The organism is Blautia glucerasea (genome assembly GCF_020537505.1).
Lineage (GTDB): Bacteria > Bacillota > Clostridia > Lachnospirales > Lachnospiraceae > Blautia_A.
The window spans coordinates 114,976-131,836 of sequence record NZ_JAJBMO010000007.1 but is presented as its reverse complement, the minus strand read 5'-3'; the positions used below and the strand labels follow the sequence as shown (position 1 = coordinate 131,836).

General features: G+C 40.4%; 16 protein-coding genes. All 16 read right to left on the bottom strand.

Annotation, left to right across the window (positions count from 1 at the left end; genetic code table 11):
- Window positions 1-2 precede the first annotated feature (2 nt).
- Window positions 3-1,502, bottom strand: coding sequence for a sugar ABC transporter ATP-binding protein (locus LIQ05_RS08265; protein ID WP_226819849.1), 1,500 nt, complete (start codon window positions 1,500-1,502; stop codon window positions 3-5).
- Window positions 1,503-1,513: 11 nt separating this feature from the next.
- Complete coding sequence (locus LIQ05_RS08260) at window positions 1,514-2,458, bottom strand: ABC transporter permease (RefSeq protein WP_226819848.1); 945 nt, start codon at window positions 2,456-2,458, stop codon at window positions 1,514-1,516.
- 67 nt (window positions 2,459-2,525) lie between these two features.
- Window positions 2,526-3,656: a sugar ABC transporter substrate-binding protein gene (locus LIQ05_RS08255; RefSeq protein WP_226819847.1), complete on the bottom strand. Its 1,131-nt coding sequence runs from the start codon at window positions 3,654-3,656 to the stop codon at window positions 2,526-2,528.
- Window positions 3,657-4,522: 866 nt separating this feature from the next.
- Entirely contained in the window at window positions 4,523-5,347 is an 825-nt protein-coding gene (larE, locus tag LIQ05_RS08250; protein WP_226819846.1) for an ATP-dependent sacrificial sulfur transferase LarE, read from the bottom strand.
- A 281-nt stretch (window positions 5,348-5,628) separates the two neighbouring features.
- A complete protein-coding gene (gene cysK, locus LIQ05_RS08245; RefSeq protein WP_226819845.1) occupies window positions 5,629-6,558 on the bottom strand; it encodes a cysteine synthase A in 930 nt (309 codons plus the stop codon).
- A gap of 204 nt (window positions 6,559-6,762) precedes the next feature.
- Complete coding sequence (locus LIQ05_RS08240) at window positions 6,763-6,984, bottom strand: hypothetical protein (protein ID WP_226819844.1); 222 nt, start codon at window positions 6,982-6,984, stop codon at window positions 6,763-6,765.
- Window positions 6,985-7,047: 63 nt separating this feature from the next.
- Window positions 7,048-7,593, bottom strand: a complete 546-nt coding sequence (locus LIQ05_RS08235) for a hypothetical protein (protein WP_226819843.1) — start codon at window positions 7,591-7,593, stop codon at window positions 7,048-7,050.
- Window positions 7,594-7,637: 44 nt separating this feature from the next.
- The gene (locus tag LIQ05_RS08230) at window positions 7,638-8,237 is read right to left on the bottom strand and encodes a class I SAM-dependent methyltransferase (protein ID WP_226819842.1); all 600 of its coding nucleotides are present in this window, start codon (window positions 8,235-8,237) and stop codon (window positions 7,638-7,640) included.
- 1 nt (window position 8,238) lies between these two features.
- Entirely contained in the window at window positions 8,239-9,462 is a 1,224-nt protein-coding gene (locus LIQ05_RS08225; protein WP_226819841.1) for a M28 family metallopeptidase, read from the bottom strand.
- A gap of 44 nt (window positions 9,463-9,506) precedes the next feature.
- Window positions 9,507-10,595, bottom strand: coding sequence for a HigA family addiction module antitoxin (locus tag LIQ05_RS08220; RefSeq protein WP_226819840.1), 1,089 nt, complete (start codon window positions 10,593-10,595; stop codon window positions 9,507-9,509).
- Window positions 10,564-10,902, bottom strand: coding sequence for a type II toxin-antitoxin system RelE/ParE family toxin (locus LIQ05_RS08215; RefSeq protein ID WP_226819839.1), 339 nt, complete (start codon window positions 10,900-10,902; stop codon window positions 10,564-10,566). Before LIQ05_RS08215 ends, LIQ05_RS08220 begins: the two co-directional genes overlap by 32 nt.
- A gap of 321 nt (window positions 10,903-11,223) precedes the next feature.
- Window positions 11,224-12,054: an energy-coupling factor transporter transmembrane component T family protein gene (locus tag LIQ05_RS08210; protein WP_226819838.1), complete on the bottom strand. Its 831-nt coding sequence runs from the start codon at window positions 12,052-12,054 to the stop codon at window positions 11,224-11,226.
- Window positions 12,044-13,768: an ABC transporter ATP-binding protein gene (locus LIQ05_RS08205; RefSeq protein WP_226819837.1), complete on the bottom strand. Its 1,725-nt coding sequence runs from the start codon at window positions 13,766-13,768 to the stop codon at window positions 12,044-12,046. Before LIQ05_RS08205 ends, LIQ05_RS08210 begins: the two co-directional genes overlap by 11 nt.
- Window positions 13,769-13,958: 190 nt before the next feature.
- Window positions 13,959-14,510 (bottom strand): ECF-type riboflavin transporter substrate-binding protein, encoded by a 552-nt coding sequence (locus tag LIQ05_RS08200; RefSeq protein ID WP_226819836.1) that lies wholly within the window; start codon window positions 14,508-14,510, stop codon window positions 13,959-13,961.
- Between the two features lie 60 nt (window positions 14,511-14,570).
- On the bottom strand, window positions 14,571-15,293 hold the full coding sequence (locus LIQ05_RS08195) for a hypothetical protein (RefSeq protein WP_226819835.1): 723 nt from the start codon (window positions 15,291-15,293) through the stop codon (window positions 14,571-14,573).
- On the bottom strand, window positions 15,283-16,731 hold the full coding sequence (locus tag LIQ05_RS08190) for an AAA family ATPase (protein WP_226819834.1): 1,449 nt from the start codon (window positions 16,729-16,731) through the stop codon (window positions 15,283-15,285). The genes LIQ05_RS08195 and LIQ05_RS08190 overlap by 11 nt, the downstream gene beginning before the upstream one ends.
- Window positions 16,732-16,861: the final 130 nt, after the last annotated feature.

The window sequence follows — 16,861 nt, the reverse complement described above, 5'->3', positions numbered from 1 at the left end:
TGTTAAATCATCTTCTTAATCAGATCCTGTTCCTGAAGAGACTCATTTCGTACAAATTCCCCATTAACAGCCCCATTCTTAAGTATCAATATCCGATCACACATACCAATTAATTCCATAATTTCCTCTGAAATCATGATAATGGATTTTCCTTCTTTTCTCAGTTCATCCATAACATTATAGATATCTGCTTTTACTTTAATATCAATACCTCTTGTCGGACTATCGAAAATAAGTATTTCAGGGTTAATAGCCAGCCACCTTGCCAATACTACTTTTTGCTTATTTCCTCCAGACAACCCTGCAACATCCTGTTCTATGCCTTGCATTTTTACACTAAGCTTCTTTGCAAATTTATTTGCAAAACTATTACACTTAGAAGGTGAAATAAAAATTCCTTTTTTTAGTGAATCATAGGCCATCATACAAATATTATTTTTTATACTTGCATTTAAAACTACAGATTCATTGTCTCTATCCTTAGACGTATAAGCAATTCCTTCAGCAATAGCCTCCGTAATAGAGTTAATCCTCTTTCCATCGGAAAATTTTACTGCTCCTTCATAGTTCCTCTCTGCACCAAACAGTACTCTTCCAATTTCATGAATACCACAGTCGCTCAACCCACCAATTCCAAGTATTTCTCCTTTGTGAAGTTCTAATGAAACATCCTTAAGCAAACCTTTTGTCGTAACATGGTTCATAGAATATACTACCTGTTCAGAAACTGGGGTTCCGTAATCCGTACGATAATACCGATTGTCGACTTTACGCCCTACCATTAATTCTTTTAAATTGTCCGCTGTTATTTCTTTGGTATTAACAGTAGTAATATATTCTCCGTCTCTGAGCACGGAAACTCTGTCCGTTTTACTCATCACTTCATCTAAATCATGAGAAATAAAAATTACAGTTCTGCCAGAATTTCTAATCTTATCCATCTGTTCGTAAAGAATTTCACGACCATCCTGTGATAATGCGGTTGTAGTTTCATCCACAATTACTAATTCTGGTTTAAAATAAGTTGCCTTCACAATTTCCATAAATTTTCTAGTTTCAAAATTATACTTATCAACTATATCGGCTCCTTTTATGGTCTCAAATCCATACTCTTTCAAAAGTGAATCTGCTGCAACATTCATTTTTTTGTTATTTAAAAAGCCGTTTGAAATAAACTCTTTTTCTTTTCCAAGAAACATATTCTGGGCAACTGTTAAGCCACTCAAAGTTCCTGCTTCTTGAACAATAGCTGAAATTCCTGCTACATTCGCTTCCAATTGGTTATGGGCTTTGTATTCTTTTCCAAGAAAAACGAACCTTCCCTCATCAGGAGACTGTAAACCATAAATCATTGATGTTAAGGTCGATTTTCCAGAACCATTTTCACCTATAAGCCCATGTATTTCTCCTTTATTAATTGTGAACGTAATATTTTTGCATGCTTTCGTAATACCAAAAGCCTTCGAAATATTATCAATCTCTAATAAGACCTGATTTCCCATAATTCCTCCTATTATTTCACTACTGCATCACGTTCAACCCTACATGTCAGCAAAATAATTATTATCAACGTAACTCCAATCACTAAATTTTGAAGCGTAGACGGGACTCCAACCACAATCAATCCTGACATGATCATTGTGATTATAAATTCTCCTGCTATAATAGAAATAATAGGATTAATAGAGTTCTTAAAAGCTAATGCAAAAAAGCAGCCCATAAGCGGGGTAAAACTTCTTGACATACTTGCCATATTTGTACTTGGCGACATTGCATTTCCATAACTAACAGTTAGAATACTCATCAATCCAGCAAAAAAACCTGCAAGCACAAATGCTATAACTTTATACTTTTTTACATTAATCCCCATATTTTCTGCTGATTTTTCATTACTTCCAATAGCGTACGTATAAATGCCAATTTTTGTACATTTCAAGAAATAATATGCAATCGCAAATGCTATAAGTGAAAAAATTATATTCATGGGTGCATGACCAAAAGCTCCAAGATCCTTTGACAATGTAAATACACTGCCTGATGCGAGTAAAGCTCCCAAACACTCATAAATAATCATTAATCCAATCGTTACAATGATGGAAGGGATCCGACACTTAACATACACAATTCCATTTATTAAACCTAATAGACTTGCTACTGCTACAATAGAAATTACAAAACCAACATATCCTATTTTATTTCCAACTATAACTCCTATCAAAGCAGACAAAACAATATTTGCACCAATAGAAAAATCAAACAACCCCATTATTACAATAAAATAAAGTCCACATCCTGCCACTGCTGGCATTAATGCCTGTTGTAGATAGGAAAATAAATTTGAAAGACTTCCAAAATTATTGGGACGAATAATTTTGAAAATCAGGTAGACTGCCAGGCAGCTACCTAATAAAGTCACTGCGCCTCTTGCTCTTCTGTCCATCCTCATTTTTTTCTCCATATACTTGCTTCCTCTTAAACAGAGGAGATAAACTCCATCTCCTCCGTTTTACAATTGTACTTAATTATCACTGTTCTCCATGTCTCTGTGCTACTTCTTCAATACTAAGAGCCGCTGCTGTTGCCTGCAAATCTTCAAAAGACTCTTCAGCAATTTCTTTCGTTTCTTCTGCTGTATAAGGGAGTGTTTCTACAAAGTATTTATTATAATTATTATAGTCTTCCTCAGAAGCTACATACATCATTGGAAATTTTATTTCAAATAGCTTACCTTCCTCTTTCACATAATTTCCGCGAATTGCATTATAAACCATCATTAAAGAAAAATATGGATCTGCGTAATGACCACCAGACATCGCTGCAATTTCACCATTCTGTAACTGAGTTCCTAATGTTTCAGTAAAATCAGTAGAAACCACATTGATTTTGCCTACCAGATTTTTAGCCTTTACTGCATTTAATGCGCCTTCCAGTGATGTAGCGTTTCCGACTACTACCAGTCCATCCATATTACTGTCTGCATCAATCATGTTTTCAACTGCCTGTCTGGCTTCTTCTGCAGTCCATTTATCATCTACAACATCGCCCAATTTAACCTGATCATCTGGGTTATTTTCATTCCACTCTTCAACGTATTTCTGATAACCAGCAATTCTTGCTCCAGCGGTAGCATCACCAACACGGTAACTTAACATTCCAATGTTCCTACTGCCTTTATCCTCAACCAAGATCTTACAAAGATCATATCCATTCTGTTCCTCATCTTCATGAGTCTCTCCCAGGAAATACTTGGCTTCCTCTGCCATACCTAGTACTTGCTCATCTGTTATCTGTCTAAAATACTGTGCCAAATACACTTCATTTTTTTCACAAATAGGAATCGCTTTTGCCATTTCAGCATCTGCAGAATTACAAATAATAATTCCTTGTGCCCCGGAAGCACAAAGATTCTCAACTGATGAAACAACTTCTTCAGATTTCAGAGAATGCTCTACGTATACTAATTTCACACCAAGGGCCTCTGCTTCTGCATCAAGAATTTTTTTACAGGATGCACCTAATGGATCTGATGTTCCCCAAATAGATACGCCAATTGTAATATCATCCTGATTATCTCCAGCACGTGTTACTGCTGCATTTCCCACTAGCATCGACACTGACATGATTCCTGCTAATAATGTACAAATTGTTCTTTTCATTTTAACCCTCCATTTTTTATAAATTTGTTTTTACTTGTTATATTTTTATGCTTATACATGGCCAAATACGTGCATATCAATCTTATTATTGGTAATTTTCACATATTATATATGTGATTTCCTGGTTTTATTGTAACTTTATAATAAACCATATATTCATTAACATCAATAGCATTTGTACTGTACTTGTACTTACATTTCTATTTTTTTACAAACAACTTGTATCGTAATTGTTTATATTCTGTACTGTTCTCTTTCCAAAAAAATCCTGCCAGATTACATCATTCTGACATAACCTGTGCAGGATTTTTTCTCACACCCTAACCATCTTCTGTATAAACACAATTCTCTACTTACTAATCCCTTGTTTAAAATAATCTCACGGCTAGTGTAAATACAAATGCATAACTTTCTTCTGATTTTGTTGCCAAATAGTTCTGAACCTCTTTGTATTTATGGGGCAAATAATTATCACAAATTATCCTAATGACATCTCCAATCGAATACATGACGTCATTTTTTTGAGCAATTCAATAAAATCAAAATTCTTATGCATTTCACTTACTATGATACCAGTGTCCAAAGGTCAAAAAGCCGTTCGTGCTTGCACGATAAGGCTTTTGAACTTGGGACACGCCAAATATGAGAAAGTAGCGATTTACGCAGTAAATCAGCGTATTTCGAATATTTGGAGGATTGCGGGAGCAGCGCAGCTGCGTAGCAATCCGGGTATCAAATGAGTGTCAAAAGACCTTTTGACACTCATATCATACTATAGGTACCACAATGTACAAACACCTATTTATATATAATCAGCACATCATGTATCTTTAATTCGATCAATCTACTAGGATATCTGATACTTTTTACTTCTTCAATGTCTCGTTCATACTTCCCATGCGATATCCCTGGATATCCATAGTCACGTATGTGAAGCCGTATTCTTTGAATGCCTTTACAATCTGCTCCCGGTTCTCCAGAACTTTCTGGAATTCATCTGGCAGTACTTCAATTCGCGCCAGTGTACCATGAATACGCACACGCAGCTGATGAAATCCCAGATCCAGAAGCAACTGCTCTGCTTTGTCTACCATGCCAAGTTTCTCCTTAGTGATGGTCTCGCCGTACACAAAACGGGAAGAAAGACAGGCGAAGGACTGTTTCTCCCAGGTGGGAAGGCCAAGGTCTTTGGACAAGGCGCGGATGTCTTCTTTATATAATTCGCTGTGGCGCAGCGGGCTCTTAACTCCAAGCTCTGCAACTGCCTGTAAACCAGGTCTGTAATCGCCGTTGTCATCCATATTGGAGCCTTCTGCCACTGCATTCAGCCCTTCTTTTCTGGCAATGTCCCAAATTTTCTCAAATAACTCTTTCTTACAGATATAGCAACGATTGGCTGGATTCTGACAGAAGCCCTCAATTTCCAGTTCCTCGGACTCTACTGTAATATGGCGGATTCCCTCTTTTTCACAGAAGGCTTTCGCCTCTTCCAGTTCTCTTTTTGGAAAAGAACAGGACATAGCTGTAATCGCGATACATTTATCGCCCAGTACGTCATGGGCAGTTTTCAACAGGAATGTGGAGTCCACACCGCTTGAAAAAGCAACGGCCGCGCTGCCAAGGCTGCGTAAGTATTCTTTCAGGGTTTCATATTTATTCTGCTGTTCTTTGGTTGCAGTGATTTCACTCATATTGTTATTCTCCTATGACAGGTTGGTGCTAGTTAGTTGGTTAAAAGTTGTTCAAATGATGTGTACTGGCTGGAACTGATTGACTTCCAATTTCCAGTACTCAACACACTAAATTAGCATTTGGTTCATGTTACTATAGAATCCCCCAGTATGTCAATCGGATTAGTTGAACTGGGGTTTAAGTATAAGATGGCATTTCTCAGAAAAAGGACTGTCGGAGTGAAATTGCTTGAAGCAGTCACTTACGGCAGTCCTTTTATTTTCTTTATAATATATAGAAATCACTCAGTAAACAGTGGTGTAGAGTAATATCTGTCACCTGTATCTGGAAGAAGGGCTACGATCACTTTACCCTTGTTCTCAGGTTTCTTCGCATACTCGATTGCAGCGCTTAATGCAGCACCGGAAGAGATTCCAACCAGGATTCCTTCTTTGTGTGCTAGAAGCTTCGCTGTGGCAAATGCCTCATCAGCCTCTGCTTTATAAATCTCATCATAAACTTTTGTATTCAGAACATCCGGAACAAAACCGGCGCCGATTCCCTGAATCTTATGCGGGCCTGCTTTTCCCTCAGATAATACCGGAGAGGTAGCTGGCTCAAGTGCTACAATCTTCACATCCGGGTTCTGCTCTTTCAGATACTCACCTGTTCCTGTAAGAGTTCCGCCTGTACCAACACCTGCGATGAAGATATCAACCTTGCCTTCGGTGTCCTTCCAGATCTCCGGACCTGTAGTAGCCTTGTGTACTGCAGGGTTCGCCGGGTTCACAAACTGTCCCGGGATAAAGCTGTTCGGAATCTCTGCTGCAAGCTCACTTGCCTTGGCAATAGCTCCCTTCATTCCCTTGGTTCCATCGGTAAGAACCAGTTCTGCGCCGTATGCTTTCAAAATGTTTCTGCGCTCAACACTCATGGTCTCTGGCATGGTGAGGATGATTCTATAACCCTTGGCAGCTGCGATAGATGCAAGACCGATTCCGGTATTTCCAGAAGTTGGCTCGATGATTACGGAACCTTCCTTCAGGATTCCTTTCTGCTCTGCATCCTCAATCATGGCTTTGGCGATTCTGTCCTTAACACTTCCTGCCGGGTTAAAGTATTCCAGCTTCACAAGAACAGTAGCTTCCAGTCCAAGCTCCTTCTCAATATTTGTAACCTCTACAAGTGGGGTGTTTCCAATTAATCCAAGTGTTCCCTTATAGTATGCCATATCCATTCCTTTCCCGGCGCTTCTGGCCGCTTCAAATTTATTGACGATGATGTCGCTATATTACTGGGTTTAACCAGAACTGTGACACCGCCTGTTTACTTCTGCAAAATCGATTGTCCTTATTTCTTATTGATTTACTTGGTTATTTATTTGTTAAATGGATAATACCATCATTAACCCACTATGTCAATAGGTTTTTAGGATTTATTTTCCATCTTCCACGACTTCGCATACCATATCATACGCATCTTCCAATGCGTCCAAGGCCTCCGTCAACGTATCAACCTTTCTTGCATCCACTCCATCATCCTCATACTCCTGGATCAGCTCGGAGAACTGGTTCTTCAGCTCTTCCATGTAATCTGCCACCTGCTGTAATTTTTCCTCTTTCTCAAGCACTGCTGATAAATCAATGATTTTTCCCATAATATAGTTTTCTCCTTTTTCTGTATTCTGCCATGTCACTATATTTTCTTTGAGCGCGTTTAATCAACTTGTCTGCTCATTATATAATTCTTTAAATAGTTCCAGATATTCCTGTTCCACCTCTGCAAACGGCCGCACTGTATAATCCAGTTCAATATGCAGTTTCGGAGCCTCCCCCGACTGTTTGTCTTCCAGAAGAACCTCTAAATCATACCAAAGAAGGTCATCATCAATTTCTTTCAATCGCCGTCCTTCTTCGTCTGTCAGACCGCTTCCCAAAAATTTCTCATAAATCACCTGCAAAAGCTGGTCTTCCACTTCCCTGTACCGTGGCATCTCCTGCTTCAGCGGACGTGGCACATCTGACATATAGCATTCACTTGCATCGTGCAAAAGGCAAGCCAATGCCTGACGCTTGGAATAGCCTCGCCCCAGCGCCTCCTTCGCGCAGCAAATACAATGCTCCCCGACAGACCAGAAAGAACTCACATGCCCATTTCCCCGACAGATCAGGGGCAACGCATGCGCAATGTCCAGAATATCAATTTTCTCTGCTTCCGGATGCACCGGATCAAAATGTTTTCTCGTGTATGTGGTTATGTAACTCATAGGATGCCTCCTTTGTTGCTTTGGGGAACCCTGCTGTTCCCTTCCTAAATACTGACCTCAAAAATCACAATCCTCTCCCGTGAATTTTCCCCATCGAACAGGTCGCGGCAGTCGATTTCATCTACGAACATTAATTCATCCACTGTCATCAGATAGGAAATATATTCGTTCTGGGGATAATAGAAAAACAGCAGCAGTTCCCGAGGGTTCTCATAGCAAGAAGCAGTTACTGCGGCGATCACTTTCCTGAGGATCTCAATGGAAAACGGGTTGAAGAAAAAGACGCGGTCCACTTCAATGGGAACCTGGTAATTCTCCGCATTTTCCAGTAAAAATGTAGTGCGCTCACCGGAAATCCCACTCTTTTTATTTTCGCAGGCAGTTGCAAAAATCCTGTCATCATATTCAATTCCAATGGCATGGCAGCGCGTCTGATACGTCATAAAAAGCTCCACTCTGCCTTTGCCGCAGCCGTAATCCAGAAGTACATTCTTCTTGCGGATATATCCGCTGTTTGCCAGGCGCTCCAACACGGAATAGGGCGTCGGCTCGTAAGGATAACGGTACTGGTCCGACCGGGAATCATCCCGGCCAGAGGTTTTGATCTTCAGGAGTTTGTCCCATCTGGTTTCACTTGTATTCATCCTACTGCTCTTTTCTTTTTCTTGCAAGATACTCATCCAGTTCTTTCTTGATTTTCTCCGGAATCTCCCTTGCAACCGGACACACTGCTGCATTTGCAAAACGTTCTGTAAACTTCACCAGAAAATCAATATCCCACTGAAGCTGCTCCATGGACATAACATCCTTCACATCATAGCGGCAATGGATTGGTGCCACATTGGAGCTGGCAATCCTGGCAAAGGAGATAGCCGGAACCCCACTGTCTGCAAAAGGTGTAGAATCACTGGAATATACTCCGGTCTTTGCCTCAATTGGAAAACCGATTTCTGCTGCCATGTAAGAAATATAATGTGCCAGCTTATCCTCTGCGGAAACACAGGAGATAAATTTACCCATGTAGGTTCCAATCATATCCAGATTAATATTCAGCACTATTTTGTCCAGTTCCTCTTTATGCTCATTCACATAGGCCTTTGAGCCCAAAAGCCCTCTCTCTTCACTTCCGCAGAATACGAAACGAAGACCATAGTTCAGTTCTTTTCCCTTCAGCTGTTCCATAATTCCAAGCAAGCCTGCGCAGCCACTCATATTGTCATAAGCGCCGTGAGATAAAGAAGTGGAATCGTAATGGGCACTAAGCACAATAAACTCGTCCCGTTTGCCCGGAAGCTCTGCAATTACATTGTGGGACTCCCCGTCGTACTCTTTCTGGGAAATCTCCAGACGAATGTTCTTCACCTTATTTTTCACCAGCTCCACAGCCTGGCTGGAATGGATCATGGCGCAAAGAACTTTCCGTTCTTTACCTACAACGGCCTCGCGCAGATCGCGCTGGTCAATATCTGTATTTGGATAATACATATTTCCGTACTGGAAAATAATTCCCTTTGCTCCTGCTTTCATCAGGTCCTGATAAACAAAAAATCCAACTCCCTGAGTGTCCATCAGTACAATCTTATCTTTTGCACCTGCTATGGAAACAGGATCAGTTCCCGGCATATAGTAAAGCTCTCCTTCTACGCTGCCACTGCCACAGCAGTTAAATGCCTTACAGGTGATTTCCTTCCCATTTGCAAACAAATGCGCAGATTCAATCTCTCCCATAGCAACCCGAAAAGCCTCCAGATGAGCAGGTACTCCCAGTTCCTCACACTGCGCTTTCAGAAACTCTGCAACCTGCAGTTCCTCCTTCGTGCCACTTGCGTGGACAAAATCGGTGGATTCGAAAATATTGGTTAAATTCATGATGGTTTTCTCCTTTGTGAATGTGTTATATACGTTTATACTTCTTACTCCGCCCACTTATACCTCAATTTATATCTGCTGAAGCATTTATAATCCAAATACTTTTCTTTCTGCAAACGTCCAATCACCATATAGGGCATTACTTTTTGTGATTCAGCAAATTTCTTAATCGCTTCAATACTATAGTCATGCCCATTAACAAATTCTGTGTATTTATCTTTATCTATAATTTTATCTCTCGCAAATAAATCAGCAGCAGCTTCCTTCTCTTCATCAGACCCATCATCCACAAATTTATTCGTCTTTCCGATATCTCCATTCACAATATGACCTAATTCATGGAATAAGGAAAACCAGAATATATCTGCATATGCACCTCTTATCGTAAGCACCATCTGATATGTTTTATCTTTCTTTTGCTTTATATAGCCCTGAACCGGAGCTCCCCGAAAATTTTTTACAACCGAAAAGTCAATGCCATAACAAGCCATTGTTTCCTTTAATTCTTTTTGGATATTTGCGTTTGGATTTCGCATGATGCTTTTAATCTCATTTATCAGCTGATTGATTTGTAAAACATCGAATTGAGGATAAATTCTCTGGCTGTCTGCTGTATTTTGACACATTATGATCCAAGCACCTAACACATATGGATCAACTGCATTATTTGCCATTCTAAATGCCCCGTTTGGCACAATATCTTTTAAACATGCAAGATTACTAATCTGTAATTCTTTTCGCAAAGATAATATTGATTCATCCTTTTTTTCACCTATGGGAAGTCTTCCTTTTTGGCGAAGATATTTCACAATATCTTTTAAAGATTCTCTCGCACTCCGTTCTTCTTCTGTAATGCTTTGTTCTTTATTAAACTCCAACAATTCGGCATCGTAATTAGCCTGCAAATTAAGCCAAAAGGATTTTGGAACTCCCAACGCATATTCTAAACTAAAAGCAAAATTTGCAGAAATATCTTTTTTTCCTGCGATAACATTGCTCACATATGCAGTTGAAACCCCAGTTCTGGCTGCTAATTCGGCCTGTGTAATTCCACGATCTTCTAAAACATCTGCAATTGTTTCCCCGGGATGTATTATCAATTCACGGGATATACCAATTTTCTTTACTGCCATGGTAATCACTCACTCCCTCCACTTCTATTTCTGTACAGATCATAACTGTATCCTGTGTAGCGTTTGGCTCCAAAATAAGCCGGACATTTGCTGCCACATGTAGCGAATACCTTATGTTGGGATAACCAGTTAAAGGTTCCGGTTTCCCCAGCCCTAACGCTAAAAAATCTCCAAAATGTTCTGCAGCTTCAAGTCTGTCCATATGTTTCTTTATGGTTCTAACCCACTCAGTAGGCAGCTTCTTTTGCAATTTTCTATAATCGGTAAAATATTTCTCTACTTTACTATTAGCATATGTTATTTTCAATAATATAGCACTTCTTCAAGTTAACCATTTGGTTAATATAACTGTATCATTATATTCCAGAGCTGTCAATTCATTTCCTGTATGAATTTTTTACAGGTTCAGTCCATTCTCTAAAATATAATTTGTAAACAGTAACAAGCCGATACACCATAATGTTCCTTCTACGGTGATAAGTTTCTATATTATTATTAGATAAAATATTCACCTTTTCAACAAAAATCGTTCGACATTTTACGACACACAAGCCCCATATTTTGCCATAAAAAATGGCCATGCGAACTCTCGCACAGCCATCTATTTCTCTTATCATATTCCCTTTTCTCACACAAACGGATTATAAAATCTTCCCCATCGTATAGTCACCGTCAGGCTGACTGCCAGCAGCAGTACCCCAACTCCAATTGCCACGAAATCCCTTTTCTCAAAAGGTCTCTTCATGTACCAGGTTCTCTTTTTATCTTTTCCGAACCCACGCAGCTCCATTGCATTGGAAATGGTATCGATCCGGTTCAGGCTAGTGAGGATCAGCGGCAAAAGAATATTCACTGAATTCTTCAGCCGGGCAAAAAAGTGCTCGTTTTTTCCAAGCTCTACGCCCCTTGCCTGCTGAGCCTGGCTGATGCTGTGGTAGTCACGCTGAATATCAGGAATATAACGAAGCGCAATCGCCACAGAATAACCCACTTTGTAGGAAATTCCAATACTGTTCAGGCTGGCGGCAAACTCACTTGGGTTCGTTGCAGAAATAAACAAGATTGCAACCGGCAGCGCAACAAAATATTTCAGAGAAATATTCACCATATAAAACAGCTGCTCTGCAGTCAGATCATACCGCCAGAACAGGTGGAAAAGCACATGTCTGGTGCCATACAGCGTCGTTCCCTGGTTAGGGTCAAACAGAAAAATAAACAAATTATTCAACACCAGAAATACCAGCATGAAAATCATCATAAACCGAACTTCACGAAACTTGATCTTACTCAGCTTAAATGCTGCCAGACTCACTGCAAACAGCCCTAACAACACCCAGGTATTATAAGTGAGCATACTTGCAAAGGTAAAAAGCAGGAAAAAGGCCAGCTTGGTAGTTCCGGTCAGTTTGTGAATCACACTTTCCCTTGGCAGATAATTCAATACCGTCTTAGCGGCCATGACTTCTCACCTCCCTGTCCTCCTCAATGAAACGCTGTACAAACTCTTCAGCAGGACTGATTCCCAGCTGGTTTGCCAGGGTAAAAAGGCTGGTCTCCTTCAACGCAGCCTGGTGTATCAGCTCCGGATCACAAAGCACTGCTGCCGCACTTCTGTCCGCGATCAGTCTGCCATCAGCAAAGACCAGTGCCCGCGGTGTATACTCCAGCATCAGGTGCATGTCATGGGTGATCATCACAACCGTTACCCCTTTTTCATTCAGCCCCCGAAGAAATTCCATGATCTCTGTATAATGACGAAAATCCTGTCCGGCAGTCGGCTCGTCCAGAATAATCAGCTCCGGATCCTGCACCAGCACACTGGCAATGGTCACACGCTTCTTCTGCCCGAAGCTAAGCGCAGAAACCGGCCAGTTACGAAATGGGAAAAGTCCGCAAACCTTCAAGGTTTCCTCCACTTTTTCCCGGATCTCTTCCTCGCTTTTTCCCATATTGCGAAGGCCAAGTGCCACCTCATCGAAAATCATAGTTTTGGAAATCATCTGGTTGGGATTCTGCATAACATATCCTATATGCATTGCTCTGTGGCGAATATTCTCCTGCAGGAGATCCTTCCCCTGGAAAAGAATTTCACCCTGATCCGGTGTTTCAAAGCCGCAGACCAGTTTGGAAAAAGTAGATTTTCCGGCACCGTTTTTCCCCACAATGCTGACCATTTCACCCTTGTGAATTGTAAGAGAAACATCCCGTAAGGTCTGCTTGCCTCTCTCATAACCAAAGGTAAGATTTCTAACTTCAAGCAGCGGCTCATGTTCTTTCTCAGCCTCTGCTGCGGGGCGGGACCAGAACCAGTCTGTCATTTTCTTCCGGTCCGCCTCATCTATCACAATAGAACCAACATGTGCCGGTTTCTTCGCCGAAACCAGCTCCACGCCTGCATAACGCAGCGCAGTAAGATAAAGTGGCTCCCGGATTCCGTTTTCTTCCAGAAGTCTGGTGGACAAAAGCTCGTCCGGGTGAAGATCTGCCAGAATTTTTCCATCGCTCATAAGAACAATACGGTCCACATCGCGCCACAAAACATCCTCCAAACGATGCTCGATGATCACCACCGTAGTATCTGTTTTTTCCTGAATCTCGTCGATCAGCTCAATAGTCTGCTTACCTGTAGCCGGATCCAGATTGGCCAATGGCTCATCAAACAACAGGATTTTCACCTGATCTACCATTACACCAGCCAGGCTGACACGCTGCTTCTGTCCTCCCGAAAGTTCGTGGGGTGCAAAATCCAGATGATCCTGAATTCCGACCAGTTCTGCTGCATGACGGGTGATCTCATGCATTTCATCCTGCGGCATGCAGCTGTTCTCCAATGCAAAGGCAATATCCTCGCCAACTGTCAGCCCGATAAACTGACCATCCGGGTCCTGAAGCACAGTTCCCACATGTGCAGAAAGCTGAAAAATACTGCTCCTTTGCGCATCAACACCATCCACGATCAGTTCTCCGGTAAATTCTCCCGGATTGGAAAAAGGATTCAGACCATTGATGCAGCCGGCCAGAGTGCTTTTTCCACAGCCTGAGGGTCCTGCGATCAAAACCCGTTCGCCTGGGTAAATATCCAGATTAATTTCTTTCAGCGTAGGCTTTTTCTGTGCCCGGTACTGAAAAGAAAAATTCTTAAAAGAAATTATAGGAGATTTTTTCTCAGTCATATAATACCTCTAAAATCAGATTTGTAACTTTGTCTCTCATACCATTTCAACAGGATAACACGAATTCCCTGAATCTACAATAAGATTTCACCGGAAACAGGAAAAAGCCCCGCTGCAGGCTCATATTCATAATTCAGACTGATTATAAATATAAACCTCAACAAGGCTTTTTTCCTATTTCTTTTCGGAATTATTCCTGATCAAGAGAACCTTTCTTGGCAATTGTCTTGGTATATGCCAGAATCAGAAGTCCACCAACTACAATACCTGTAATTGCATTGGATATTGCTGCGAATGCGCCCTGGGCAAATACCTTATTCACAGGCTCAGCATAGATCAGAATATCAAGTGCAGGAGCAACCAGGATCCAGCTAAGTGCATGCGCGATCACATTGGCGATTGTGAAGATAACAACCTTTCCTTTGCCGAAATCACCTTCCTGAACCTGAAGCTTCTTCGCAAACAGACCTACTACAATACCTACAACTGCAGATGCAATAACCCAGCTCCACCATGGGCTTCCACCCCAGGACAGGTCAATCAGGGTATGTCCGATAAAACCGATCAGACAGCCTGCAACCGGACCATACATTGCTGCAAGAAGTCCAAGCACTGCATACTGAAGACTGATGTTTGTGTTCGGAACCGGGCTTGGGATTGCCACAAAACGTCCCAGCACAAAGAACAATGCGGCACCGATACCAATGGCAACTACGGTTTTGATACTATTGTTGTTTTTCATAGCTCTTTCCTCCTACTATGTGTCTTAACACGCTATAGTATACGCTTTATTAAGAGCTTGTCAATCTGTATCACAAGAATTGGCCATTCTCTCATCTCTTATTTCTTTAAAACAAATCCCCAGATTCGTATACCGCTCCAAAGAATGCTTTCCCTCTTTTATAAACTCCCAGGATTCCTTGAAATCCCCAACTACAGAAAATTCCGAATCTGCTATAAACTGAAGAAATTCATCCAAACGGTCTTTATATCTTTTTGCAAATAAAAATGCATCATTTTCCTTATCTTTATCCGTACTGTTTAATTTAGCATACAGTACATGATCCAGATTTGCAGACATATAATAAGCTCGATAAGGAACCGATCCCCATACTTTTCCCATCAGGCAAATGCGATTTATATTTTCACTTTTTCTTGCATTTCGCAAAAGGATCTGGTCTGGCTGTACTGATTTAATTTCATTTTCTGTATAAAAAGGTTTCACCGCGTTTTCATCCTGTACTACCAATGAATTCGGAATAAATGCTCCATCCATGTCAATAAGATGTACCACTTCTTGAAAATCACCAGCTTTATAATGGTTTGCATTTGCATACCCACGTATCATATCTCCAATTTTGGATGCAATATTTCCCGCGGTAACGCCATTTCTTGAAGTAATATCACCATGAGTAATTTCCACATATACAGCATTCTTATCATACAATCGGTTTAAAATAACGCCCAGAGCCTCATCATCAGACGGACCTTCTACGATTACATATATGATTTTTTTACGTGCCACTTACTTCACCAGCCTCTCTGAATGCAAATGCAATTTCTGCATTGTTAGTAGGCTCATAAAGTTCCTCGTTCTGTTCTCCCAGAACAATATCCCTGAAGTAAAAATCTCGAAGATTATTGTTATCCTTCACTTTTGACATTCTAATATAGCGCTTCTCCGGATTCGTTGTCGTAAATGCAATAAATCCTCTGTCAATAGTCTCCAGTGGGCGCAGATTATGGGATGTGAAAATCAACTGCCCTTTTCCTTTTTCAGAAATTATTCTTAGAATCTCTCCGAGAAGGTACTCGAAAATGCCAGAATCTAATTCATCAATTGCTACTGTGATTGAGAGATTATTATACACAACGATCAGCAATTGAAGGATGGAAATAATTTTCTTAATGCCATCGGATTCGTTTTTCAACGGTATTTCTTTGCTGTTTTTATGGGACATCAGCTGAACCCGGTTTCCTATCTTTCCGTCATCCATGACCTGAGTCCCCAGATCTTTTAAGCTGATAGTAAGGCCTGGAACAATCTGCTGCAGGACAATGTTCATGTTGTTAATTATTTTATAAACCACTTCCATTTCTTCACTGGAAATAACCGTCGGCTTATCTAATCGAAGTTCTAAATGTCCGATAACTACATTATCATCTTCATCATATGCAAATTCTAAAGGAAGCGAATTCAAACTAATCAACCCTGAACTTGAAGTATTGATCACAAACAGTTCAGATGTTCCATATATTGCCAATCGCATCAATACCATTCCATGCCGTGCAAACTCAAGGTCTATTTCACCCTTTTCCTTTTCCAACGCAACTTTTCGATTTCTATTGGCCTTCAGTAATTCTATTGAAAAAATAAAAGATCTGGATGTTTTATATGCCATTCTTTTTGCAACAAGCAAATCCATCATTACATCTTTGTTTTTCCCAATAAGACACTCATATTTGGAAACAGGCACAAAAACAGACTCTGTGCAAGTATCTATCAACGGCGCTTTTCTTATCTTTTTTATTTTATCCTCGTAAGAATAGCTTAGAATTTCATCATATATAATTAAGCTGCTTTTCTGCTCATTACTCTTTTTATCGCCCCAGTTATATACATCCTCAATTTTCTCTTTTTTCATCTTAAATTCATAATAAACCTGATACTTTCCTTTAACAGAAGGAACAAACACATCAAACGTAAACTGTAATTCCGCATGTTCTGCTTCTACATTAATACAATCCCCAAAGCATTCCGGAACTGCTTCCCCACAAAGAAGACTCTTTAATATTTGCAACGCCTCGATCAATGCAGTTTTACCGGATCCATTTTGCCCATATAAACCTAAAATGCTGGATTTGTAACTCTTCCTGTGATTAAGAAAATCCAATTCTCCATATTTAACATTTTTAAAATTCTTTAACTTTATTCCAGTTAATCGTACAATTGAATTATCCATGTCATCCCTCCATTCTGCCCATATCATTATCATAGCATTCCATTATAGTTTAGTCAATCGAGTCAATGATTATTCACTTTTTGTTCTTATTATGTGATTCGTTTTCTGTTTATGTGCAATAAAATCCCCT

Coding starts and splice junctions, on each gene's coding strand:
- LIQ05_RS08265 (WP_226819849.1), bottom strand. CDS start 1,502: ATGGGAAATCAGGTCTTATTAGAGATTGATAATATTTCGAAGGCTTTT.
- LIQ05_RS08260 (WP_226819848.1), bottom strand. CDS start 2,458: ATGGAGAAAAAAATGAGGATGGACAGAAGAGCAAGAGGCGCAGTGACT.
- LIQ05_RS08255 (WP_226819847.1), bottom strand. CDS start 3,656: ATGAAAAGAACAATTTGTACATTATTAGCAGGAATCATGTCAGTGTCG.
- larE (WP_226819846.1), bottom strand. CDS start 5,347: ATGAGTGAAATCACTGCAACCAAAGAACAGCAGAATAAATATGAAACC.
- cysK (WP_226819845.1), bottom strand. CDS start 6,558: ATGGCATACTATAAGGGAACACTTGGATTAATTGGAAACACCCCACTT.
- LIQ05_RS08240 (WP_226819844.1), bottom strand. CDS start 6,984: ATGGGAAAAATCATTGATTTATCAGCAGTGCTTGAGAAAGAGGAAAAA.
- LIQ05_RS08235 (WP_226819843.1), bottom strand. CDS start 7,593: ATGAGTTACATAACCACATACACGAGAAAACATTTTGATCCGGTGCAT.
- LIQ05_RS08230 (WP_226819842.1), bottom strand. CDS start 8,237: ATGAATACAAGTGAAACCAGATGGGACAAACTCCTGAAGATCAAAACC.
- LIQ05_RS08225 (WP_226819841.1), bottom strand. CDS start 9,462: ATGAATTTAACCAATATTTTCGAATCCACCGATTTTGTCCACGCAAGT.
- LIQ05_RS08220 (WP_226819840.1), bottom strand. CDS start 10,595: ATGGCAGTAAAGAAAATTGGTATATCCCGTGAATTGATAATACATCCC.
- LIQ05_RS08210 (WP_226819838.1), bottom strand. CDS start 12,054: ATGGCCGCTAAGACGGTATTGAATTATCTGCCAAGGGAAAGTGTGATT.
- LIQ05_RS08205 (WP_226819837.1), bottom strand. CDS start 13,768: ATGACTGAGAAAAAATCTCCTATAATTTCTTTTAAGAATTTTTCTTTT.
- LIQ05_RS08200 (WP_226819836.1), bottom strand. CDS start 14,510: ATGAAAAACAACAATAGTATCAAAACCGTAGTTGCCATTGGTATCGGT.
- LIQ05_RS08190 (WP_226819834.1), bottom strand. CDS start 16,731: ATGGATAATTCAATTGTACGATTAACTGGAATAAAGTTAAAGAATTTT.